The sequence below is a fragment of the Antribacter soli genome, from assembly GCF_021568775.1.
Classification (GTDB): domain Bacteria; phylum Actinomycetota; class Actinomycetes; order Actinomycetales; family Cellulomonadaceae; genus Antribacter; species Antribacter soli.
This window is the reverse complement of the sequence record NZ_JAKGSG010000043.1, coordinates 1-23,597: the sequence shown is the minus strand read 5'-3', so window position 1 is coordinate 23,597 and position 23,597 is coordinate 1. Positions and strand designations below refer to the sequence as shown.

At 72.1% G+C, this 23,597-nt stretch carries 16 protein-coding genes; 4 read left to right on the top strand and 12 right to left on the bottom strand.

The features are described 5' to 3' along the window. Positions 1-11: 11 nt before the first annotated feature. The 3 genes from L1785_RS23065 to L1785_RS15965 form a co-directional block, all read right to left on the bottom strand. A complete protein-coding gene (locus tag L1785_RS23065) occupies positions 12-4,358 on the bottom strand; it encodes a S8 family serine peptidase (protein ID WP_283250196.1) in 4,347 nt (1,448 codons plus the stop codon). A gap of 136 nt (positions 4,359-4,494) precedes the next feature. Further along, positions 4,495-5,493, bottom strand: a complete 999-nt coding sequence (locus tag L1785_RS15970; RefSeq protein WP_236090275.1) for a helix-turn-helix transcriptional regulator — start codon at positions 5,491-5,493, stop codon at positions 4,495-4,497. A gap of 153 nt (positions 5,494-5,646) precedes the next feature. After that, positions 5,647-6,513 carry an SDR family oxidoreductase gene (locus tag L1785_RS15965; RefSeq protein ID WP_236090274.1) on the bottom strand — a complete coding sequence of 289 codons (867 nt, stop codon included), beginning with the start codon at positions 6,511-6,513 and terminating at the stop codon, positions 5,647-5,649. A gap of 138 nt (positions 6,514-6,651) precedes the next feature. Between L1785_RS15965 and L1785_RS15960 the strand changes: the two genes are divergently transcribed. Next, positions 6,652-7,020, top strand: a complete 369-nt coding sequence (locus L1785_RS15960) for a winged helix-turn-helix transcriptional regulator (protein WP_236090297.1) — start codon at positions 6,652-6,654, stop codon at positions 7,018-7,020. Between the two features lie 21 nt (positions 7,021-7,041). On the opposite strand, the gene L1785_RS23265 is transcribed toward L1785_RS15960, so the two are convergent. From L1785_RS23265 to L1785_RS15945, 3 genes are read right to left on the bottom strand one after another with little or no spacing between them, the layout of a single operon-like run. After that, positions 7,042-8,682, bottom strand: coding sequence for a glycoside hydrolase family 43 protein (locus L1785_RS23265; RefSeq protein WP_236090273.1), 1,641 nt, complete (start codon positions 8,680-8,682; stop codon positions 7,042-7,044). Positions 8,683-8,691: 9 nt separating this feature from the next. After that, entirely contained in the window at positions 8,692-10,869 is a 2,178-nt protein-coding gene (locus L1785_RS15950; protein WP_236090272.1) for a glycoside hydrolase family 36 protein, read from the bottom strand. Continuing rightward, entirely contained in the window at positions 10,866-11,822 is a 957-nt protein-coding gene (locus L1785_RS15945) for a family 43 glycosylhydrolase (protein ID WP_236090271.1), read from the bottom strand. The genes L1785_RS15950 and L1785_RS15945 overlap by 4 nt, the downstream gene beginning before the upstream one ends. A gap of 119 nt (positions 11,823-11,941) precedes the next feature. On the opposite strand from L1785_RS15945, the gene L1785_RS15940 reads away from it, so the two are divergent. Beyond that, positions 11,942-12,961, top strand: a complete 1,020-nt coding sequence (locus L1785_RS15940; RefSeq protein ID WP_236090270.1) for a LacI family DNA-binding transcriptional regulator — start codon at positions 11,942-11,944, stop codon at positions 12,959-12,961. A 46-nt stretch (positions 12,962-13,007) separates the two neighbouring features. Here the strand turns inward: L1785_RS15940 and L1785_RS15935 are convergent, their stop codons facing one another. From L1785_RS15935 to L1785_RS15910, 6 genes are all read right to left on the bottom strand, one after another. After that, positions 13,008-13,820: a hypothetical protein gene (locus L1785_RS15935; protein WP_236090269.1), complete on the bottom strand. Its 813-nt coding sequence runs from the start codon at positions 13,818-13,820 to the stop codon at positions 13,008-13,010. Continuing rightward, entirely contained in the window at positions 13,817-14,752 is a 936-nt protein-coding gene (locus tag L1785_RS15930; RefSeq protein WP_236090268.1) for a carbohydrate ABC transporter permease, read from the bottom strand. Before L1785_RS15930 ends, L1785_RS15935 begins: the two co-directional genes overlap by 4 nt. Beyond that, complete coding sequence (locus L1785_RS15925; RefSeq protein WP_236090267.1) at positions 14,749-15,717, bottom strand: carbohydrate ABC transporter permease; 969 nt, start codon at positions 15,715-15,717, stop codon at positions 14,749-14,751. Before L1785_RS15925 ends, L1785_RS15930 begins: the two co-directional genes overlap by 4 nt. An 88-nt stretch (positions 15,718-15,805) precedes the next feature. Then, the gene (locus tag L1785_RS15920) at positions 15,806-17,155 is read right to left on the bottom strand and encodes an ABC transporter substrate-binding protein (RefSeq protein WP_236090266.1); all 1,350 of its coding nucleotides are present in this window, start codon (positions 17,153-17,155) and stop codon (positions 15,806-15,808) included. A 135-nt stretch (positions 17,156-17,290) separates the two neighbouring features. Then, a complete protein-coding gene (locus L1785_RS15915; protein ID WP_236090265.1) occupies positions 17,291-17,632 on the bottom strand; it encodes a hypothetical protein in 342 nt (113 codons plus the stop codon). A gap of 119 nt (positions 17,633-17,751) precedes the next feature. Beyond that, complete coding sequence (locus L1785_RS15910) at positions 17,752-20,115, bottom strand: RNA polymerase sigma factor (protein WP_236090264.1); 2,364 nt, start codon at positions 20,113-20,115, stop codon at positions 17,752-17,754. A 168-nt stretch (positions 20,116-20,283) separates the two neighbouring features. Here L1785_RS15910 and L1785_RS15905 point away from each other — a divergent pair, with 168 nt between their 5' ends. Both L1785_RS15905 and L1785_RS15900 read left to right on the top strand, forming a co-directional pair. Then, positions 20,284-22,359 (top strand): glycosyltransferase family 2 protein, encoded by a 2,076-nt coding sequence (locus L1785_RS15905; protein WP_236090263.1) that lies wholly within the window; start codon positions 20,284-20,286, stop codon positions 22,357-22,359. Between the two features lie 102 nt (positions 22,360-22,461). Next, complete coding sequence (locus L1785_RS15900) at positions 22,462-23,277, top strand: EAL domain-containing protein (protein ID WP_236090262.1); 816 nt, start codon at positions 22,462-22,464, stop codon at positions 23,275-23,277. Positions 23,278-23,597 lie beyond the last annotated feature (320 nt).

Here is a 23,597-nt window from a genome sequence, read left to right as displayed (position 1 = left end):
CGGTGCCCGTCTCAGCGGCGCGGCAGGAGGTCGCCCACCGCGGTCCGGAAGACCCCGCCGTTCCTGGTACCCGCGAACACGTGGGTCCCGTCCGGGCTCACGTCGAGCGAGAAGACCCCGAGCGCCGTCAGACCGTTCGACGCAGGCTTCCACGAACGCCCGTCGTCGAAGCTGACGAACACGCCCGCCGCGGACGCCAGGACGCCGTCGGCGACGACGTCGTTCGTGCCGGCGACGAGAACGCGGTCGGCGTGCGCCCGCTGACGAAGGTCGCCGGTGAGGTGCACGGACACCGCCGCGCTGATCGTGGACCGGAGGTTCGGGATGCCGGAGTCCCGGAACCGACGGCCACCGTCGGTGCTCACGAGGAGCCCGCCGTCGGTCCCCACCACCACGAGCCGAGGGTCCTCGGGATCGACGTGCACCGTGCGGGCCGGTGCCCGGGTCACGCGCGTGATCGTGCGGCCCAGGTCGTCGGAGCGGTACAGCCCCTCGTCAGCGGCGATCCAGAGGCGCTCCGGCCGCGCGGGGTCGAACCGGATCTCGCGGACCCCGAGGTCGTAGGGGTGCGAGGTCCAGGTGGCGAACCCGTCGGTGGAGACCAGGATCCCGGCCTCCGGCGAGGCGGCGTAGACCACGGCGACCGTGTCCTGGCGCAGCGGGGAGACCGCGACGTCACGCAGGCTCAGCCACGTCGGCCCCACGGCCCGGTCGGTGCCGTCGAGCGAGCGGCGGTGCAGCCCGTTCGAGTAGAAGGCGTCCTGCCGCGTCCACCAGACGTCGCGCGCGCCGAGCGGGGACTGCTCGGTGTCGAGCGCGGTGAGGCCGATCGAGCCCTCAGCTCCGGTGATCCCCCAGTCGAGCGCCCCGCCGGTGCCGAGGCCCGTGAGCGTGCGCTCCTTGAGCCCCTCGATGTCGGCCGTGCGGAGCACGTCGGCCCCGGCGGCATCCACGCCCACGTCGACGGTCCAGGTGGCCCCGCCGGCGATCGGGTACCGCCGCCAGCCCCCGGCGGCGCTCTCGAACACGCCCGTGGTCGTGGTCAGGACCAGTCCGCCGTCCGCCCCGGGCCACCGGTCGACGTCGAAGACCTCGCGGCTCCCAGGCGGCACCGAGATCGGTCCGGACACGGTCCGGCCGTGGTCAGCGCTCGTGTACACGCGGTCGAAGTACGCAAGATAGGTGGTGCCGTCGACGATCGTGACGTCGAGCTGGAAGGCGTCCGCCAGCACGTCCGACCGCTCCCACGTCGCCCCGGCGTCCGAGGAGCGCCACACCGCGGCGCCCGCGAGGCTGCCGCCCGTCACGACGACGGTGCCGCCGTCGGACGCGAGGTCGGTCACGTTGCCGAGCTCGTCGGGTGCGAGCACCTGCTCGACGTTGCCGCCGGCGAGCGCCGCGCGCCAGACGCCGTGCAGGCCCTGGACGAAGACGTGGTCCCCGGACAGCGCCAGGTTCGCGACCGGGCCCGCCCAAGCGGTGGGTACGAGGTCCCAGGACTGCCCGCGGTCGCGGCTGAACCGGACGCCCGAGGCGGTCGCGACCGCCACCGTGCGCTCGTCGGCGACCAGAGCCTCGATCGCCTCGTCGGGCAAGGGAAGCACGTCCCAGGTCTCGCCGGCGTCCGGCGTGCGCAGGAGCTGTCCCTGGTACGTCGCGTCGAGGACGTCACGGCCCGCGCGGCCGTTCACGGCCAGCCAGAATCCGCCGGGTACCGTGGGGTCTGCCGCAGCCAGGGCCCAGCCGCGGGCGACCGGCATGGCCGTTATCCGGGTCCACGTCGTGCCGCCGTCGGTGGTGACGAACGGGTTCACGCTGTCCTGCAGCACGTGGAGCGCCGTGCCGGCCGCGCCGGGCGACGTCACGGTGCGCCCGCCCGTGAAGACCGGGCCCACCTGCTCCCAGCCGCCGGGACGCTCGGGTCCGAGGCCCACGAGGGATCCGGTGCCGCCGAGCAGGCGGTCGCCCGCCGAACCTGCCGCCTCGAGCGAGTGCACCCCACCCTCGCGGACGTCCAGGTTCGCGATGTACCAGCTCGCGCGTCCGGCCATGGGCTCGAGCCCCACCGTGCTACGCCGCCCGGACGGCGCGACCACCGTCAGCACCGGGTCCTGCAGCGGCGCGGCCGCCTGGACGACGACGCGGGTCGGTCCCTCCGTGACGTCGGGAGTGGCCCGCACGACGAGCGGGCGCACCAGCAGGGCGTACGGGACGCGCAGCGTGCTGCCACCCTGGTCCGTGGCCACCAGCACGCCGGAGACCTCGCCGGCGGCGGCACGGTCGCCGGCCGTCACCGTGATCTCGACATCGGCCCGTCCGCCGGGCTCCAGGGTGACGCTCCGCGCCGAGAGCTGGACGCGGCCGTCGCTCACGCCCGACTCGACGACGTCCAGCCCGAGCCGCCGGCTGGTCGGCCCGTGGTTGGTCAGGGTGACCGTCGCGGTGCGGGACCGAGTGGTCCCCACCGTGTCGGCCAGGCCGAGCCCGATCACGTCCGGGGAGGCCGTGACGTCCTGGCCGATGGCGCGGTCCACCGCGAGCGCCCCGGCGCCCTGCACGAACGGGCTCACGCCGGCGTCCGAGCTGTCGAGCGGGCGGGAACCTCCGATGATCCTGGCCCGGATGTCGAGCGCGGACTCGTCCGGGTGGGCCTGGCGCACGAGCGCGGCGGCACCGGCCACGTGCGGCGCGGCCATCGACGTGCCGGACAGGCGATAAGCATTCCCCTCGATGCCCTGCCAGGCCGGGATCGTCGAGCGGATCTCGACGCCGGGAGCGACGATCTCGGGCTTGACGTCCACGCCGCTGGGACCGCGCGAGCTGAAGGAGGCGACGAGGTCGGTCGCGTCGGTGCCACCGATCGAGGCGCGTACCGTGCCCGCGAGCACCTGCGCCCGGATGCCGAGGTAGTCGCCGGAGTACATGGTGAACATGACGAGCGACTCGCGCCGCGTGTCCCAGCCCTGGGCGGTGAGGTCGCGGGTGCCGTCGGCGCTCGCCTCGAAACCCTGAGGGTCGGACGCGACGACACCGGCCGGTGAGACAGGATCGGCGGCCGTCGGCTGGTAGACGATCGCACCGACGGCGCCGCGGGCCTCGGCGAGCTCGGCGAGGTACAGGTCGTAACCACTGACCGGCCCGGACGTGTAGCCCTGGTAGACCACGACCGCACCCGTCACGTCGCCCGCCCGGTCGTAGTCCTCCGGGGTACCGGCGCCGACGTCGACCAGGCGCGCCGTGACGGGGTCGGGCGGCGGGTTGGCGGACAGCGAGTAGCGGCGGACGGACCCGGCGGGCACGGACGCCCCCTCGAACGCGATCGTCGGCGTCACGATGCCCGTGGTCGACGCACCGACGGCGAGCACGCCGGGTGCGGCGGCGGGTGTGCCCACGGTCTGGGCGCCCGGACCGGCGTTGCCGGCGGCCGCGACGACGACGGTGCCCGCCTCGACGGCCGCCGCGGCGGCGCGGGCGAGCGGGTCGTCGGCGCCGCCGTCGCTGCCGAGGCTCATGTTGACGACGTCGGCCGGGTGGTCACCGGCGGGGTCGGCGGCTGCCTGGAAGCCGAGCAGCACGTCCGAGAGATATCCCTCCCCGTTCTCGTCGAGGACCCGGTACGCGGTGAGCGTGACGTCGGGGGCCACCCCCGTCACGGACTCCGCGCCCGAGCCGGCGATGATGCCCGCCACGTGGGTGCCGTGGTGGTGCTCGTCCATCGGGTCGGCGTCGTCGGCCACGAAGTCGTAGCCGTCGACGACGCGGTGCCCCTCCCCGAACCCGCCGCCCAGGTCGGCGAGGGTGTAGTCCACGCCGGTGTCGATGACGGCGACCGTGACGCCGGTGCCGCGCAGGCTGCCCGACGCATCCGTGCCGTCCCGGACGGCGGGGCCTCCAGTCGAGGGGACGCTGCCGTCGGTGAGCGCGCGGACCGGCCGGTCGGCCGTGACGTGAGCGACGCCTTCGGCGGCGGCCAGCTCGTCCACCCGGTCGGCGGGCACCTCGCCCACGACCGCGTTGATCAGGCCCGTGATCCGGGACCGCTCCTCGACCGGGATGCCGGACGCCTGCAGCGCGTCGAGCGCGGCGTCCTGCTCGGCAGCGACGTCGTCTGCGGCAGCGGCGTACGTGGCGACGAGCGCGTCGAGCGCGCCCACCTCGCCCGGGCCCGCCACCCTGGCTTCGGCGAGGCGCTCGAGACCGACGCGCCCGGCGGCGCCCGGCCCATCGAGCTCGATGATGACGACGACGGGCTCGCCGGTGCCGGCCGCGGCGCCGAGCGGCGCCAGGGCGGATCCGGCCAGCGCGACCGGCACCGTGAACGCGGCGGCCAGGCCGCTGCGGCGGGGGACGTGAGGCATGGTGACCTTCCGGTGGACGTTGTGCGACCCGCGCATGGCGGTCGACGACCAGACAAGCCCCGCCATGTTTCGTCGACAAGCGTCCGGAGGTCCTCCCCCGGACAGGTGGCCGCAAGAGGCCACTCTTCGTGCGCCGCTAGATCCAGCCGCGTCGCACGGCCTGCGCCCCCGCCTGGAAGCGGTTCGCGGCACCGAGCCGGCGCAGGAGTAGCTGGCCGCGCCGCCGCACGGTGCGCGGCGAGATGTGCAGCTCACGCGCGATGACCTCGTCCTTCGCCCCGGCCGCGAAGAAGGCGAGCAGGGTCCGCTCCTCCCCCGACGGCCCGCGCGAGCCCGCCGTCACGGCGACGCGCCCGGACGACCAGGTGCGGGGGATGTCGGCCGCCTGCTGCCAGCGCTCCTCGAACACGTCGCAGAGGAGACTGACCAGCGGCGCGGAGTCGGTCAGGATCGCCTCGGGCCGTTCCGCGTCGAGCCGCGTGGACACGATGGCCGAGCGCCGGTCGGCGATCGCCAGCTTGACCGGCAGCTCGGCCGTGATCCGCGCCTGCTCTCCGAAGCCGATCGCCCGCCCGATCTCGTCCCACGCACCCGGCCGGTCCAGCGAGGCCGCTGCGTACACCGCACGCCACCGCACGCCCCGCGCGATGACAGCTGGCTCGAGGGGGTTCAGCGGCGCGAGGACGTACGGGGGCCGGTCGAACGCCAGGAACTCCTCCACGGCCTCGTGCTCCAGGCGGTTGTACGCGGCGCCCACCGCATCCGCGCCGACGAGGACCCGGACGCTCGCCCCCGGCCGGTCGGCGCCGTCCCTGGACTCGAAGACCTCCGCGAGCACCGGGATCGCGGCCCGCAGCCGGGTCAGGCCGGCCTCCGCGCGCTCCGCGACGGCCCGCAGCGAGACGCGAGGGTCCACGGCCGCGAACCGGCCGTCGCTGGCGCCACGGTTGATCAGCCCGGCCGCCCGCAGCTCCTCGAGCCGGGCGCCGGCTTCGTGCTCGTCGAGGCCGAGGGCCTCCGCCACGCGCCCGACGCTCACCGTCCCCTCACCGAGGACGAGGCGATAGACGGCTTCCGCGGGACCGTCGACCCCGGCCGTCGACAGGCCGCCCGTGGCGGGCTCGGCGGGGCTCACCACGACACCCCATTGCTCAGCCGGGCTCCCGGCCCCAGTTCGGCGGCGGTGTGGAGATCGTTTGACATGGTGCAAACCATGCCACCTCACCCGAGGGTTGTGGGTATGGGTACGGCCCGAGTTCACGCCGTACCCATACCCACAGCGCTGGCGTCACGCCAGGTGAGCGGCCTCTTCGCGCAGCGTGTCGGCGAGCGGGGTGGTGGGCCGGCCGATCAGGTCGGACAGGACGGACGTCGGCGCGTCGAGCAGACCGTCGCGGATGTTGGCGTCCAGGGCGACGAGGAAGCCGACCAGCCCGGCGTCGAGCCCGACGGAGGCGAGGATCGCCCCGTGCTCCTCCGAGCTGACCGACTGGTGGGCCACCGGCACGCCCAGCGCGGCCGTCGCCGCGGCCGCGAAGTGGTCGCCGTCCCAGGACGTGTCGCCGGCGAGCTCGTACACGACGTCGTCGTGTCCCGGCGTGGTGAGGACCGCCGCGATGGCCTCCGCGAAGTCGTTCCGCGAGGCGCTGGACACCTTCCCGGAGCCAGTGCTCGCGAGGTAGGCGCCGGTCTGCTTGGCCTGGGCCAGCGCGGCCGAGTAGTTCTCGTTGTACCAGTTGTTGCGCAGGATCGTGTACGTCAGACCCGAGGCGGTGATGATCTCCTCGGTGGCCTTGTGCTCCGGTGCCAGGATCAGCGCCGACGTCGTGGCGCCCGGGGCGCTCGTGTAGACGACGCGCGCGATGCCCGCGCGCTGCGCTGCCTCGACCGCGTTGGCGTGCTGCGCCGCCCGCTGCCCGATCTCGCTGCTGGACACCAGCACCAGCGTGTCGGCACCGGCGAACGCCGCGTCCAGCGTGGCGGGGTCGGTGTAGTCGATCACCGCGGTGGCCACGCCGGTCTCGGCGACCTTCGCGAGCCGGTCCTTGTCGCGACCCGCCGCGACGATGCTCGTGGGGGCCACGCCCCGGGCGATCAGATGATCGACGACGAGCCGGCCGAGGTGCCCGGTGGCGCCCGTGACGATGATGCTCATGTGGTTCTCCTGTCGGTGTCCACGCGAACCTTCGTCCGCGCGCACTCCGCCCAACGAGCCGCCCAACCCTTTACTTCCCAGATCGCCGTACGCACTTCTTGGTAAGGTACTTACGTGAGCGATACCAACCCCGGCCGTGTGGCGGTGCTGACGCCCGACAAGGCGACCCCCTTCGACGCCAACTGCCCGAGCCGCGTCGTCCTCGACCACATCACGAGCAAGTGGGGGGTCCTCGTCATCGTCGCGCTCTCCCACGGCTCCATGCGCTGGGGCGAGCTGCACCGCAACATCGGGGGCATCAGCGAGAAGATGCTCGCCCAGACGCTGCGGCTGCTCGAGGCCGACGGGTTCATCGACCGGAAGTCCCAGGGAACCGTGCCGCCCCGCGTCGACTACGCGCTCACGCCGACCGGCCACGAGCTTGCCGGGATGCTCGTCCCCCTCGTCAGCTGGGTCGGCGAGCACGTCGGGATGCCCCCTCTCGTGCCGTCCGCGCGGCCAAGCTAGCGCCGCCCGGCCGCGGCCGGGCTAGCGCCGCCACTCCTCCCGGGGGAGCACCCGCATCGTCCACGCGGAGAAGTCCGCGGTGAAGGCACCGTCGACGAGGTCGACGACGCTGATGCCCGCGAACGCTCCCGTGAACCGCAGCCGGCCGCCGAAGTCGTCGGACAGCTCGCTGAGGTCGAGGTCGGGCTCGACGCTCCCGAGATCACCCCGCGCCGCCCCAGCAAACATCCGGGCGACCGCGCCGTCGGTCTCGGCCCGCAGCAGGACCGGGCCGTCGGGAGCCTCGACGGTCGCGAGGACCCGGCTACCGTCGGGATGCCCGTGCTCGAGGACGAGCACGCGACGCCCCTCGCCCCGCCACTGCTGCCCCGCCTGACGTTCCCCGGCGGGCTCGGCCCAGGTGACGTGGAGCCGGTAGTACGAGGCGGTGTCGTACCACAGCACCAGGCCCGCGGACTGGGTGTGCGTCGTCGGGCTCGCGTCGACGGCGACCTCGATCTCTGCCCTGTGCTCGGTGAGGCGCTGCGCCAGCAACGACTGCTCCCACAGCGACTCCGGGCCCATCCGCCCCCGCAGGCGGACCCATCCCGGCCGCGAGGTCGTGTCGATCCAGTCCCCCGCCGGCTCGCGCAGGGTCGACCACGGCCACGCGGGAGCCACGTCGAGCCCGGCCGGGCTGTCGCCCAGGAGGGCGGGCGGCGGAGCCGCGACGTCGGGTACCGTCACGGCGGTCTGCGGGTGCCAGCCGCCCTGCGCGAGCCGCGGCCAGCCGTCCACCCACGCGATCTCCTGCACCGCGGTCTCGCGCCCCAGGGGGTTTCGCGGCCCGCCGGGTGTGGCCACGGGCCGGGCGGCCAGGTGGGTCAGGTACCACTCGCCCGTGGGCGCCCGGACCAGCTCGCCGTGGCCGGCCTTCTGCAGCGGCACCGCCGGGTCGTCCCGCGACGTGAGCAGCGGGACCTCGTCCACCTCGTACGGCCCGGTCAGCGACCGCGACCGGGCGACCAGCACACCGTGCTCCACCCCGGTGCCGCCCTGGGCGAGGAGCAGGTAGAACCAGCCGTCCTTGACGGTGATCTTCGGCCCCTCGACCAGCTCCTCACGCTGGAGCAGCAGGTGCGTCGGGCCTGCGGCGCGCACTCCGGCGACGTCCGGCACGCCCTCGACGACCGGCACGCCGAGCTCGGTGAGCACGATGCCGTCGAAGCGCCGCCCGCCGACCCGCGAGTCGTTCTGCAGGTTGAGCAGGTAGTGCCGGCCGTCGTGGTGCAGCAGGGACGGGTCGAAGCCGTGGCCCGGCACCCGGGCGGGCTCGGACCACGGGCCCGAGACCTCCGGCGCCGTGCAGACGTACGTCTCCAGGTCGAAGTACCGTCGCCCGATCGAGCGGACGATCGAGTACACGACCCAGAACAGCCCGTCCGCGTGGCTGAGCGCCGGCGCCCAGATCCCGGCCGAGTCCGGCACGCCCAGCAGGGAGCTGCCGGGAACGGCCGAGCCGACCGAGCCGGCGTGCTCCCAGTCGGCGAGGTTGCGCGACCGGAACAGCGGGATCGAAGGGAACCACTCGAACGAGCTGGTGGCGAGGTAGTACCACTCCCCCACGCGGATCACCGAGGGGTCGGGCGCGAAGCCGCGCACGACAGGGTTCACGAGATGCACGGGTCCTCCTCAGCGGTCGGTGACGGAGACGCGCAGCAGGCGCGCCGTCGTCGGGGCGGGCAGCTTGATCTCGAGCGAGCAGCCGTCGTCGGCCACGGCGATCGAGTCGTCGTGCCAGGTGGGGTACAGCACCTGGGCCTCTCCGACCGCGCGCAGCCCCGGCAGGGGCAGCCGGACGACGTCGGCGCCGCCCGGCTCGGTCCCGCGCCGGCTGACGGCGAGGTAGAGGTCGGAGCCGTCGCGGGCGCCCAGGACGACCCACTGGTCGCGCCAGCCGGGCAGCCCGAGCGGCCAGACCGGCACCGATCGCGCGATCGCGGGCCGGACCGTCCGGTACACCGAGAGGGCGTCACGGACGACGGCGCGCTGCGGCTCGTCGAGCGTGTCGATGCGTCCCGCGAGGTGGACGCGCGACAAGAGGGCCGTGACGAGGGAGAAGGACAGCTCCTCCTCGCTCATCGACCCCTCCACCGAGGCCCACACCCCCGACTGCTCCGGCGTGATGGCGAGCGGCGCCGCCGCCGCGACGGGCGGCACGAGCCGGTAGTCCTGCTGGTCGGTGAGCGACTGGACCGGGAACACCGACCCGCTCGCCGCATCCATTCGCGATCCGCCCGCGGCGCAGCCCTCGACCACGAGGCCGGGATGACGGTCCATCACGTCGGTCACCCAGGCCAGGAAGGCGCGGCCGTGCCCGAGGAGCCCGGCTCCGGGCGGTTCGCCCACACCGCCGTCGGTCCCCGGGCCGGTGTCGACGTTGTAGTCGAGCTTGAGGTACTCGAGCCCGAACCGGTCGACGAGGCGGTCCACGACGGTGTCGACGTGGGCGCGGGCGGCGGGGTGGCGCAGGTCGAGCTGGTAGCGGCCCCACTCGGCGACGCGCCGGCCGTCGCGCTGGAAGAAGGCCTCGGCAGGCAGCTCGTCCGCGATCGGGCTGCGCACGCCGACGACCTCGGGCTCGAGCCAGAGCCCCGGCTTCATGCCGAGCTCGCGGATGCGGTCGACGACGGCGTCGAGCCCGCCGCCGGGGAACCGGTTCGTGGACGGCTCCCACGCTCCGACGGAGTCCCACCAGCCGCCCGACTCGTCGTCGTACCAGCCGGCGTCGATCACGAAGTACTCGGCCCCGAGGTCGGCGGCGGCCTCGATGAGCGGCAGCTCGCGCTCGGTCGTGGGGTCGGACATCAGCGCGTTGAGGAAGTCGTTGTAGATCACCGGGAGCCCGGTGTGGTCCGGGTGCGGCCGCCGGGTACGACGGCGGTGCGCGGTCAGCGCCGCCCCGACCGCACCGAGGGTCGTGTCGGTGTCGTCCGAGCCCGGCACGACCGCGAGCGCGACAGGGACGGTGGAGAACGTCTCGCCGGGCGACAGCTCGACGGCCCACTGGTGCTCGTGCGACGTCGGGCCGAGGACCGCGAGGTACACGTCCCCGTACCGGTCCCCGAGCTCGGCGTGCCACGCGGAGCTCGACTCGATCTGCCAGGCCAGCATGCGTCCGGTCCGCGCGTCCTCGACGATACCGAGCGGGAGGTGTTCCGACGTCGACCACGCCCCCGTCGACGTGAGGCTCACGCGGTTCTTGGACCCGACCTGGTTGAACCGGACCATGCCCACGTCGTACAGGCCGCGCTCCGACAGGGTCGAGCGGCGCCACCGGAACTCGCCGCTCCAGGGGTTGGCCGCCTCCCAGACGGCGAGCTCGCTCTCCCACCGGGCACCGTGGCCCAGGCCGGACACGACTCCGGTCGTGGCGTAGTCGACCGCGACCTCGCGGTCGGAGGTGAGCTCCGCCCACGAGCGCAGCACGGGGATCCCGTCGGCCAGCTCGAGGTGGACCACCGCGCGCAGGCCGGTCACCTCGTCACCGAGCTGCAGGCGCAGGTGATGCAGACCGATCTCGCGATCCTGCGCGAGGCCCAGGAGCCGCATCCGCTGCGCGGCGGCGCCGTCGACGTGCCGCTTGCCCGAGGTGCCGACCCGTCCGTCGCCGGCGAGCGCGACCTCCAGCACGGGCAGCGCCGACCGGCGCAGACCGAGCTGGTCCGGGCCGTCCTCGGCGGTGTGCCACAGCGCCACGAGGCGCGGGGTCGTGTGCGGGCCGTGCGCGATCAGGAGCCGCAGGACGTCGTTGCCCCACTCGAAGCTGCTCTCGGTGTCGTCCGCCAGGCCGGGGAGGGTGACACTCATGCGATCACCCCGGTGACGGCGTCGATCGTCCACGCGTCGCGCCACTCGAGCCGGGCCGTCCCGCCGCCCACCTGGATCGGCTGCCAGACGGGCGCCGAGCGGTAGAGGTCGTCCTGGAGCCAGCGGTCGCCGACGTAGACGTGGCTGGTGGTCTCCGTGCCGCGCACCTGCACGATCACGGAGGTCTGCGAGTCGAAGGTGGCCGAGCCGGCCGGTGCGAAGTCCTCCCACTCGCTCCACGGACCGGCGGGCGAGGGCGCCGTGGCGACCTTGTTGTCGTTCGTGGACCAGCCCGTCAGGTCCGACCCGAACAGGTAGTAGAGGCCGTCCACCTTCACCATCGAGGGCGACTCGTAGCCGTGCGGCCCGGCGGGGTGGTCGCTGTCCGGGGCGAGCGTGGTCGAGACGATCTCCTCGACAGCGAGGTAGTCGTGCGAGAGCCGGTAGACGTGCAGGCCGTGCTCCCGGTCCTCCGACAGGAGGTACCCGGTGCCGTCGTCGTCCTGGAAGACGCCGATGTCCCGGCTGATGTTGCCCAGCGGGCGCTCGCTGCGGACGTACGTGTAGGGGCCTTCCGGCCGGTCGGAGACCGCCCAGCCGAGCCTCGCGTACTGGTAATCGGCAGTCTCGACGTGCAGGAACATCACGTACGCACCGTCCGGGTTGCGCAGCACCTTGGGCCGCTCGACGACGCGGTCGGGCCCCAGGTCCCCCACGTCCGGCGTCACCGGCAGGGCGTGGCCGTGGGACGTCCAGGTCGCGAGGTCCGGCGACGAGTAGCAGGCGACCCCGCCGAACAGCCCGCCCGTGGACTTGTCCTCGCCCCAGGCGTAGAACACCCCGTCGAAGGCCTGGATCCCGACCCCGTGGAGCTGGGCCGGACGACCGTCCTGGTCCGTGAAGAGGGTCCCGGGGGCGATGGTTCCGCGTGTCGCGGCAGCACTGGTGTACATGCAACCTCCTTGTCGGCAATGCGGGAAAACGTTATCACGGTGATCGTCCCTGCGACATCGCCCGACGACACTGCCCAGAGTGCTCACGAAAGGGCCTGGTGCCTTCTATCCTCGACACCATGGCCGCGCCGAAGTCGTACCGCGCCCCCGTCCTCGCCGACGTCGCGAAGGCAGCAGGGGTGTCCGTCCCGACCGTGTCGCGGGTGCTGACCGGCACGAAGTACGTCGCCCCCGAGCTCGCACGGCGGGTGCACGACGCCGTCCAGGCGATCGGCTACCGGCCCAACAGCGCGGCACGGTCCATGCGGTCCGGACGGCGCACGCTCGTCTCCGTCCTCGCGGGCTCGACGGCGAACTACGGCTACTCGCGCACGCTCCAAGGGATCGAGACCGCCGCCCGGCACGCCGGGATGTCCGTGACGATCACCGTGCTGGAGTCCAGCGACGACGAGCACGTCAACCGGTCGATCGACCTGGCGCTGGCCCAGCCGACCGCCGGGGTGATCGTGCTCGAGTTCGACCGCGCCGGGATCAACGCGGGCCGCGCGCTGCCGGAGAGCCTGCCGCTCGTCGTCGCAGGTGGCGGCTCGCGCCGGGCGGGCGGGCCGGCGGCCGCACTGATCGACGAGCGCGCCGGGGGCCGCCAGGCCACCGAGTACCTGCTCCGGCTCGGTCATCGCACCGTGCACCACGTCGCCGGGCCGACCGAGGGCAAGCACTCCGGCCGCACGGACGGCTGGCGGGCAGCCCTGCAGGCCGCCGGCGCCCCCGTCCCCGCCGTGATGAACGCCGACTGGGACGCCATGGCGGGCTACCGCTGGGGCGAGAAGGTCGCCGGGCGGGACGACGTCACGGCGGTCTTCTGCGGCAACGACGAGATCGCCCTCGGGCTGATGCGGGCACTGTCGGACCGGGGCGTGAGCGTCCCGGAGGACATCTCCGTCGTCGGCTTCGACGACCAGCCGCTCGTCGGCCTGTGGCGCCCGTCGCTGACGACGGTCGACCAGGACTTCGAGGATCTCGGCGCGCGCGCCTTCGGGATGCTGTCCCAGCTGATCGAAGGCGTTCAGAACGTGACGACGTCGGTCGCGACGCCTCAGCTCGTCGTGCGCGAGTCCACGGCCCCGCCGCGCTCCTGACGGAGGCTCCGGGCGGACCGGGAGCGTCCTCCGGTGGCTGAGAACGTTATCTCGCACGCTCGCTCTCCGCGTCCGCCCGGTCCCCCGGCACCGGCCCTGCCGGTACCCGCGGGGACGGCGCCGGAAAGCCCCAGGCGCGGTTGACCACGTCGACCGCGCCGGCCCACCCCGCGGGCGCGAAGAGCACCAGGCTCGGCCCGACGACCGGCAGCCGGGTGAGCAGCACCGCGCCCACGAGCAGGGCGAGCCAGGCGAGCGGGACCAGGGGGCGCCGCAGGAACGAGGACAGCGTGGCGTGCGCCGCGCTCCGGAGCCCGGCGGTCCCGCCGGCCGCGGCGTCGGCGTCGGCGTCGGCGACGGTCCCGGCGTCGGCACCGGCGTCGCCCCCCGCGACCACGGTCACGCCCACGAGGAGCACCGTGATCAGGACGCCCACGACGGCGACGAATGCCGGCGCCGACGGCACAGCATCCCGGTAGAGCACCGCGTCGTACCCGAGGAAGAGCGCAGCCGCCGGCACCGCCCACCACCACGGTCGCAGCCTCCGCGCGCCGGCGCGGACCGCACCGACGAACTGACGCACGGGGCGGCCGGGGTACTCCCGGTCGCCCACCAGGACGCGCATCGCGCCCAGCAGGCCGCAGGTCGCCGGCCCGGCCGGGGCGAGGCTCACGGCCCCGAGCCAGATCGCGAGGTGGCTGGGCTGCCACCCGACGAGGCGCTCGAACAGGAGGTAGGGGGCGAACGCGAGCAGGAAGCACACGGAGACCACGAAGGCGTACCAGCACAGGAGTGCGGTCCGCGCGACCGGCCCGTCGAGGGCGACCCAGCCGGACAGGACCTGCGACGGGCCGCTCATCCCTTCACGGCCCCGATCGACATCCCCTTGATGAAGTAGCGCTGGAACGCCGCGAAGATGATGATCGACGGCACGAGCGCGAGGATCGCCCCGGTGTAGATGAGCTCCCACTGCGAGGTGAGCAGACCCACCATCCGGTTGATGGCGACGTTGATCGTCCCCGCCGAGGTCGAGTCGAGGAACACCAGCGGGATGAAGAAGTCGTTCCAGAGACCCAGCGCCTGGATGATCACGAACGCCGACGTCACGGGCAGCAGCATCGGGAAGACGATCGACCAGAACGTCCGCAGGCGGCCGGCGCCGTCCATGTGCGCGGCCTCCTCGACCTCGACCGGAACGCTCTTGATGAAGCTGCAGTACAGCAGGATGCCGAAGGACGCGGCGCCGCCGAGGTGGACCAGGATCACGCTGGTCAGCGTGCTGTAGAGCCCGACCTCGTTCATCGCCTTGACCAGCGGGATCATGCGCACCTGGAACGGGATCATGAGACCGGCGACGAAGAGCAGGTAGACCCAGCGCGACGTCCGCCCGCCGATCCGCTCGATCCCGTAGGCCGCCATCGGCACGACCGCGATCAGCAGGACGATCGTTCCGACCGTGATGATCAGCGTGTTCAGGACGGCCTCGCCGTACGCGGTCTCCTGGAACAGCCGGGCGTAGTTGTCGAGCTTGAACGACGTCGGCAGACCCATCGGGTCGATGGTGATCTCGGCGTAGGTCCGGAACGAGTTGAGCAGCGCGTACAGCACCGGGAACGACACGACCAGGACCAGGACCGCGAGGACCGCCATCGAGACGACCTCGCCGACCGTGTAGCGCACGTGGTCGGTGCCACGTCGCGTCCGGTGGCGAAGGGGCCCCGTGGTGCTCCTGCCCGGATCTCCCTGCTGCGCCTCTGCCGGTTCGCGGCGAACGGGAACGGTGGTGCTCATGCCTGGATCTCCCTGCTGCGCATGTACCGGTTCGCGACGACGGTGCTCACCAGGACGACGATGAACAGCACGACCGCGGCGGCGCTGCCGTACCCGGCCCGGTACTCGCCGAAACCGACCTTGTAGATGAAGAAGGCCATCGTCTCGCTGATGAAGCCGGGCCCTCCGGAGGTGAGGACCATGATCTGGTCGAAGATCGTCCACCCTGCGATCATCGCGAGGGTGAGGTTCACGGTCACCGCGCCGGCCAGCATCGGCCACGTCACGAACCGGAACACCTGGCGCCCCGAGGCCCCGTCGATGCGCGCGGCCTCGACCAGCTCCTGCGGGACCGACTGCAGGTTGGCGAGGTAGATCAGCGTGGTGTTTCCGCCGAGCGTGAAGCACAGCAGGAACAACAGGACCGACACGACGATGTCGCTGTCGCCGAGCCAGTCGTGCGCCCAGGTCGGGACGCCGAGGTCGCGCAGCGAGGTGTTCACCGCGCCGAAGTTGAAGTTGAGGATGTACTTCCAGATCGTCGCGGCGATGAAGCCGCTCACCAGCGCCGGCAGGTACACGATCGTCCGGAAGAACCCCTGCCAGTGGTGCAGGCGATCGAGGAGGAGCGCGACCGCGAGCGAGATCACGTTGACGATCACCGCCGACCCGAGGCCCAGCAGCAGCGTGTTCTTCACCGCGTTCCAGAACCGTTCGCTGCCGAGGATGTCCTCGTAGTTGCTCAGGCCGACGTAGTTGTACGCGTCGTTGACGCCGTCCCAGTCCGTGAGGCTGATCTGGATCGACTGCAGGGACGGCGCGATCACCATCACCAGGTACACCAGCAGGGCCGGGGCGATGAAACCGAACATCGCCGCCCGCTGGCGCCGGAACCGCTGCGAGCCGCCGCGCACCGGGTCGCTCTGCGCCGTCGGCGTCCCACTGATGCGCACCGGGGCCTTCTCGACCGTGTGCGTTTCACTCATGTGCGTACTGACCTTCCGTCTCTTCCCGATGGCACCGCTCCGGGGCCGGGCCGGCGTGCACCCGGCCCCGGAGCGTTCGACCGACGGCTCAGCCCGCGGTGATGGTGTTGTCGAACTCGGCCTGGCTCTTGGCGATCGCCTCGTCGATGGACGTCTGGCCGTCCTGCATCTCGATGCGGGTCTGCCGGAAGAACGTGTTGAAGGCGCTGAAGTTGGGCGACAGCGTCTCGTTCTGGTACCAGACGAGCTCGGGGCTCTCGAGCAGGGCGAAGTAGTCCTCCGCGCCGGGGATCGCGGTGTTGCGCGTGATCTCGTCGGCCAGCTTGATGTTCGGCGCGATCACACCGGCCTGCTCGATGATGTCCGCGGCCTCCACCGAGTAGAAGTACGTGAGGAAGTCGACGGCGGCGTCGTACTCGGCGCCGTTCTCCTTGGCCTGGGCGGAGATCGACAGCCCGGACAGCGTGTCACCGTTGACCGAGTTCTTGAGCACGTTGATGTGGCCCTCGTCGTCCGGGACGATGAACAGCCCCGCCTCGAAGTCCGGCGCCACCTTGTGGATGTCGTTGAGTCGCCCGATGCCGGCCGACGACGTCGCCATCACGGCCTGGTGGTTGACCAGCAGCGTCGTGGTCTGCGCGTCCTGCGTCGACTGCCAGCCCTCGAGCACGAAGTTGTCGGTGATGTACTTCAGCCGGTCGAGCGGCTCACGCAGGTCCTCGACGGACGCCTTGCCCTCCTCGACAGCAGCCCAGAACCCGCCCTTGTCGCTCCACTCCGCGAACACGGGCGAGGCGAGGGGCTTCCAGAGCTGGTCACTCGGCCAGATCTCCCCGGCGGCGGTCGCCAGCGGCACGTCACCGTTGGCCTTGATCTCCTCCAGCAGCTCGATGAACTCGTCGTACGTGGCCGGCACCTCGAGGTCGTTCTCGGCGAAGTAGGCCTTGTCGTAGATGATGTTCAGGCCGATCTCGCCGTTCAGGGCCGTGGACGGGGCCACGTACACGTTGCCGTCCGAGGCCGGGCTGTAGACCGCGTCGTCGAGCAGGGCGGTGACCTCCTCGGGGATCGGCGCGAGCTTGCCGGCCTCGATGTACGTCCGCGTGTCACGCATGTCGATGACGGCCGGCCAGTTGCCCGTGGCGTCCATCGTCTTGACGGCCGTCGCGTAGTCGGTGCCCCCGGTCAGCGGGTCGAGCTGGACCGTGGCGATCTCGCTCTGCGCGTTGTACGCCTCGACCACGGACTTGACCGCACCGTTCCACGACTCGTCACCGGTGGCATAGGTGAACCGGATCTCTGTCTTGTCCGGCGCCGCGGCGCCTTCCTCCTCGCCACCACTGGCGCAGGCCGTCAGCCCGACGGCGCCGAGCACGGTCATCACCGCAGCCACCGTCCGCCGGCGCGTCCCGGTAATCCGCATCGTTGCGTCGCTCATGTCTTCTCCTTCGAATGACCATCGAACCCTCGGGAGGGGCCGCATGCGGGAGAACGTTATCCCGGCGGCGGCGCGCGGTCAACGGCGTGTTCGAAGGGCAAAATGGGCGAACCACTCAAAGCAGGATGCGGGCGGTCACCCGCCCGAGGTCAGCAGCGCGTCCGGCGCCTCCCGTCGAAGGATCTCGGCATCCTCCTGGCTCGCGTGGACGACCAGCAACGCGCCACCGTTCTCGGCCAGGCGTCGCGCAGCCTCTTCCAGAGCTGCCACCACGGCGCTCCCGCGCAGCGAGGCCGCCTCGAGGTCCAGGCACACCACGCTCGCCACCCCGCTCAGCGCCTCGAGCAGGACGCCGATGCGGCGAGCGTGCCCACGATGGAGCAGTCCCACGGGACGCAACGAGGCGGTGCACCACGGCACCTCGACGCCCGGCGAACCACCGTCGATGGTGGCAACCGGATCCAGCACCTCGGTCATCGAGGCCACCTCCCCACGAGGAATCTTGTTCCTCCAGCATCCGGCCCGAACCGGGGGTGCCCCTGCGGGGAGTCTCAGAAGTACCTGAGAATGCGGGCCGGCCTCAGCCGGGCCGCGACCTACCCCTCGACCAGGTCCAGCCGGGCCAGTGACAGCGTCGTCGTCGTGGGCGAGCTGCCGAGGCGGGAGCCGTAGTCAGGAGCGGCCGTGACGAATGCCCAGGCCAGGTCGCCGTCGGGGAGGACGGCGATGTCGCCCGACACGTGCGCCTCGACCACCTCCTCGGTGAGCACGCGACCGGACGTGTCCACGAGGGCCAGGTGGGTTCCGGTGAAGCGACCGGTGCACGTCCCGGCCGCGCAGGCGGCGTCGGCCACCGTCTCCCAGGTGACCAGGAAGCGGTCACCGCCGTAGGGGGCGATGCGCACGTTCACGTGGTCGGTACCGGGGTCGCTTGTCAGGCGCACGGGGTCGCCGGCGGGGGTGGAGCCGTCACTCAGGAACGCCACCACGACCTGGTGGGTGTCCCCGCCCGGGGCCACCGTCCAGCCGCGCCCGCTCGTGTCCTGCGCATTCTTGCCCGCCGACGTCGCACCCCGGGAGGCGAAGGCCGTCGCGTACACGCCGGTCCCGGAGCGGACCAGCGAGCCGCTCCTGCTCGGGAAGGTGCCGCCGCAGTAGCCCGCCCAGCACTCCTCGCGCTGGACGACCGGGGCGTCGTCCGGGGCGGAGATGCCGGTGCTGACGAACAGGCCCGAGCGCCAGTCGTCGAAGCACAAGGAGGTGAACGCGCCCGACTCCTCCGCGTGGAGCGCGATGCCCTCGTTGTGGCTGCACCCCCAGTCCCAGCCGCCGGACAGCCGCGCCCCCGCGGGGTCCACGTAGACGAGCTTGTCGCCGTAGTGCCCGTCCGCCCAGCCGTCTGCGCCGTGAACCACGAAGTACGCGCCGTAACGGCTGCCGTTCCACGCCAGCTGGCCGTCCAGGACCGGGCTCGTGTCGGTGGAGGAGTCGCCGGTGAGCCGCTCGGCGAAGGCCTCGGCACCGCCCTGGTACCGGACGAGCACCGCGGCGGTGTCCCCCCACTTGTTGTCGTCCGGTACCCGGGTGAGCAGGGCGAAGCCGTCGTCGTGCGCGACCAGGCCGCCCACCTCGGCCGAGCCGCCGACCACGATGTCCGTGCCGCTGCGCTCCAGCGCGCCGGTCAGCGGCGTGACGTGCACGCCGTCCTGCGCGGGCCAGGCCGCGCGCGCCGTGCCGTCGGGTGCGACGGCGACGGACACGCGGGTCCACTCGGGCACGTTGTTGTAGCCCGCCTCGAGGTAGGTCAGGGCCGTGGGCAGCTCGACCTGGGAGACCGCCAGCCGTTCCGCCAGCGTGGCCGGAATCGTCGCGGGTGACGGGCTCGGCTCGGTGCTCGGCTCCATCGACGGATCGGCCGACGCCGACGGGCTCGCCGACACCGCCTCGGCGACCGGAGCGCTCGGCGAGGCGACGGCCGTCGCGGCGTCGTCGGGGAGCGCCACGCCCTGTGCATAGGCGACCACGCCGCCGACGGCGACCAGCAGCCCGCCGGCGACGGCGAGAGCGACCGGCTTGCCGACCAGGGCCCGAAGAGCGGCCGAGCCCTCGGGCCGGCCCTGGGCGAGGTGCCCGGCGGAACGCCCGGCCTCTTCCACCACGCCCGCCGGGAGCTGCGGCGGCACCAGGTGGCCCAGCGCGGCCGGCAGCGGCACCAGGCCCACGCCCGCCAGCAGCCCCTCGACGGGAACAAGGTCCGCCGCGGCCGAGTGGCAGAAGGTGCAGTTGCGCACGTGCCGGACCAGCCGCTTGCGCCACAGCACGCTGGGCCGGCCGTCCCAGCCGACGGCGGACTCCGCGAGCCCCGGGCAGCGCGGCTCGGTGTGCAGTGCGCGGACCACCGTACGGGACGTCTCGAGCTGCTCCTTGACGCGCTGCACCCGGACCGCGGCATGGGACGGACTCAGCCCGACGGCGTCGGCCAGCTCGTCGCGACGAAGCCGGCCCCCGGCCTCGAGCCACCACAGCGAGAGGATCTCCTGGTCCTCGGGTCCGAGCCAGCGCGTGGCCTCCGCCGTCTCCCGGCGCTGACCGGACAGGCCCAGCCGGAGGATGGTCAGTCCGACGAAGTCGGCGCCCGGGTCGGGGACCTCGGCCAGCTCGTCGCCGGTGCCCGCCACGGCACCCGCCCTGCGGTGGCCGGCCGCGCGCACCTGGTTCACCGCGACCGCCACCAGCCACGACCGGAACCGCTCCGGCTCGCGGACCCCGGGTAGGCCGCGCACCATCGCGACCATCGTCTCCTGGACCACGTCGTCGACGTCGGCGTGCCCGTCCAGGGCGCGGCCCACGATGTTGTACACGAGCGGGAGGTACGCCTCGACCAGCAGGTCGCGGGCCCGCTCGTCCCCGGCCTGCGCCGCCGCCACCGTCATGCCGTCCACGTCGCCGTGCGTCCGCACTCGCCGCTCCCGTCCGCTTGATCCCGAAACAGTGCTTCCGAACAGGAGATCCTGCCGGGGGCCGCGGATAACAGAAAGTCGGTCAGCAGATTTCGGCATCACCGGGCGCCCAGCCTTTGAATCGTTTCTCGTCTACCGTGGAAGCGAAATGCTTCTGGAGGAGACCCCATGAGTCCGATCCGATCCAGTGGCCCACCTGGTGCCCGAGCCGCCGCACCTCCCCGGGATGTCCACCCGCACCGGGCGCTGGGAACCGCGGTCTCGGTCGAGCCCGGGAGCGACCTGGCCGGCTGGGCATACCTGCTCGGCGCGCCCCGGCCGGAGTCTGCCCGTCGCCGCTGGCTCGCCAGGATCGGCGGCCTCGTCGCGATCGGGGCTCTCGTGGCCTACCTGTGGTGGCGCATCGGCTTCACCATGCCCCCGGGAGGCTGGGACAGGACGGCGGCATGGGTGCTGGTGAGCTTCGAGGCGCTTCCCCTGCTGGGCCTGATGATCCGTATCGTGACGCTGTGGAACATCGACTGCCGCGCCCCGAAACCGGTCAGCGAGCTTCCCGCCGGGATGAGGGTTGCGGTCCTCATCCCCACCTACAACGAGCCGGCGGAGGTCATCGCGCCCACGATCGCGGCAGCCTGCGCGCTGAGACCTGCCCATGAGACATGGGTGCTCGACGACGGCGACCGGGACTGGGTCGAACAGATGTGCCGGGAGTACGGGGCCCGCTACGTCCGTCGGCCGGTCCACGACCACGCCAAGGCCGGCAACCTCAACCACACTCTCGACCTCATGGCGCGGGAGGCCGCGGACGGAGGCGACGACGTCGACATCATCGCCGTGCTGGACTGCGACCACGTGCCGCTGCCGACGTTTCTCACCGCCACTCTGGGCTGGTTCGACGATCCCGGCATCGCGCTGGTGCAGGGCCCCCAGACGTTCTACAACTCCGGGGCGTTCGACGACGACGGGGTCACCGGTGAGCAGGGCATCTTCTTCCACGTCCTGATGGCGGCCCGCAACCACGACAACGCCGGACCGTTCTGGTGCGGCTCCACCTCCCTGCTCCGCCTGCGCGCGCTTCGCGAGGTGGGCGGGATCGCCACCGACACGATCGTGGAGGACATGCACACGACCCTGGGCCTCATCCGCGCGGGCTGGAAGACCGTCTACCACAGTCAGACTCTGGCCGTCGGACTGGCGCCCCAGACCCCGGAGCAGTACCTCCTGCAGCGGACCCGGTGGGGCCTGGGCTCCATGCAGGTTCTCGCCAAGGAACGGTTGTGGGCCGCCAAGAGATGGATGTCGTGGCGCAACTACTTCGAGTACCTCAGCGGGACCGTGTGGTGGCTGGAGGGGGTGATCACGGTCGCGATGTTTCTCCTCCCAGCGGTGATCCTGCTCAGTGGTGCGCAGACGTCGACCGCGGGTCCAGGAGCCTTCGCCGCAGTCTTCGTCGCGATGTTCGTGGTTCGGATGTGGGGCGTGCGGCGACTGTTCCGGCACCACCTGCACCTTCCGACGTCGTTCGCGCTGCGGATCTTCCGCATCCCGGTGGGCTTCTCGTGCCTGTGGTGGCTGGTGACCCGGCGGACGCTCAAGTTCGCGGTCACCCCCAAGGCGGGAGCCGACGAGCGAGTCCGGGCGCGCCCGCCGCGCATCGTGACCGTGCCGATCGTCGCCGTCTTCGCGGTGCTGATCTACGCGCTCGCCGGCGCTCTGGGCTGGGTTCCCTGGCGGGCGACCGCCGGCGCGACGGTGGCGTCCGCCGTCTGGCTGCTGCTGGCCGGCATCGGCCTCGTGCTCGGTGCGTTGCGGGTCATGGCGCCCGCCTACGCGACGTCGCGCCGCAACTCGCACCGCATCGCGGTGCGCGCCAGGGTGCAGCTCGACGGCGTCGACGGTGAGCTCGTGGACATCTCGGTCGGCGGGGCGGCCGTCCGGCTTCCAGAGGGTTCCGCACCGGCCGGCCGCGTGGTCGAGCTCCACCTTCCCGGAGCCGCACCGGTGCGGCTGACCGTGGTCCGGAGCACCACCGCGGGTTCGAGCGGCGACGAGATCGTGTCGATGCGGGTGACGGACGGCGACTGGGCCGCATTCCGCGCGATGTCGATGTGGCTGTTCCACACTCCGCGGGGCGTGCTCGACGGCATTCCTCCGGGAGTACCGGCCGTCGCTGCCGTGCGGCGGCGCCGCATCTCACGCTCGCTCGGTGTGCTCATTGCGGACCATGCCGTCAACGATGGTTGATCCAGCGCTTCCGACCCGAGATCTCGCTGAAATCGCCCAGTTCTGTGGAGCGGAAGAATTGCCTGAGCAATAGTCGACGAGCGCTGACCTGGCGGGGAGTTCATGAGCATCTCTGACTTCGAGGCTGCGATTTCGCAAGCCATCGACCGCGACGAGCTCGTGCTGCACTACCAGCCGATCGTCAGCGTGCGGACAGGAGTCCTCGAAGGGTTCGAAGCACTCGTGCGGTGGGATCGGCCGGGTGTGGGGCTGCTTCCTCCGGCCGAGTTCATCCCCGTGGCCGAGAAGTCCGGCCTGATCTGCGAGATCGGTGTGTGGGCCTTGAACAACGCCACGGAACAGCTTGCCGCCTGGAACCGCGCGGTCGGAGCTCGCGACCTGACGGTCGCCGTCAACGTCTCCGGCCGCCACCTCAACGCGTCGCGCATCCGGGACGACGTCGCGACCGCGCTGCGTCGCAGCGGTATCGATCCTGGCCGGCTCGTCCTCGAGATCACGGAGACCACGCTGGTCGGCGGCGTCCTCGCCATGAAGAACCTGCGTGAGCTCCGGCACATGGGGGTCGCACTCAGCCTGGACGACTTCGGTGCGGGATACAACACCGTCGAGCAGCTGACTCGCCTCCCGGTCGACATCGTGAAAATCGACAAGGACTACCTCGATGTCAGTACAGCGACGACGCGCGAGCTCTTCCGGTCGATGGTGGACGCCGTCCATGCCTTGGGCCTCCCCGTGGTGGCGGAAGGAGTCGAGCACCCGGACCAGCTCGAGCTGCTCAAAGCCGTCGGGGTGGAATCCGCTCAGGGATTCGCCGTGGGGCTACCGATGGCCCCGGCCGAGCTCGAAGCTCACTGGCACGCCTCCATGTGTGTACCGGAACTGCCGCGGCGCGGCGACGACGGCGAGCCCGTTTCTTAGCGCCATCCCGGGCGAAATCACGCAGAACACAATCACCATGCGCACGTGCGATAACCGTGTTGTCGCCTCACACTGGGTTTGCGAGGCGGATTTCATCCCCTCGAGGGTCGGTCAGATTCGGTTGGCCAAGGGGGCGGCACCATGACTACCCGGTTGTCACGGCGTCGACGATGGCCGTACCGCTACCGCCTGATGGCGGCAATGTTGTTGGTCTCGGTGCCGGTGATGGTCGCGCTGGCGGTCCTGTTGACGAACTCGGCGTCGGACAGCCTGACCGCCGCCGCCGAGCGCGAGGGGCAGACCGTCGCCCACGCGGTCAC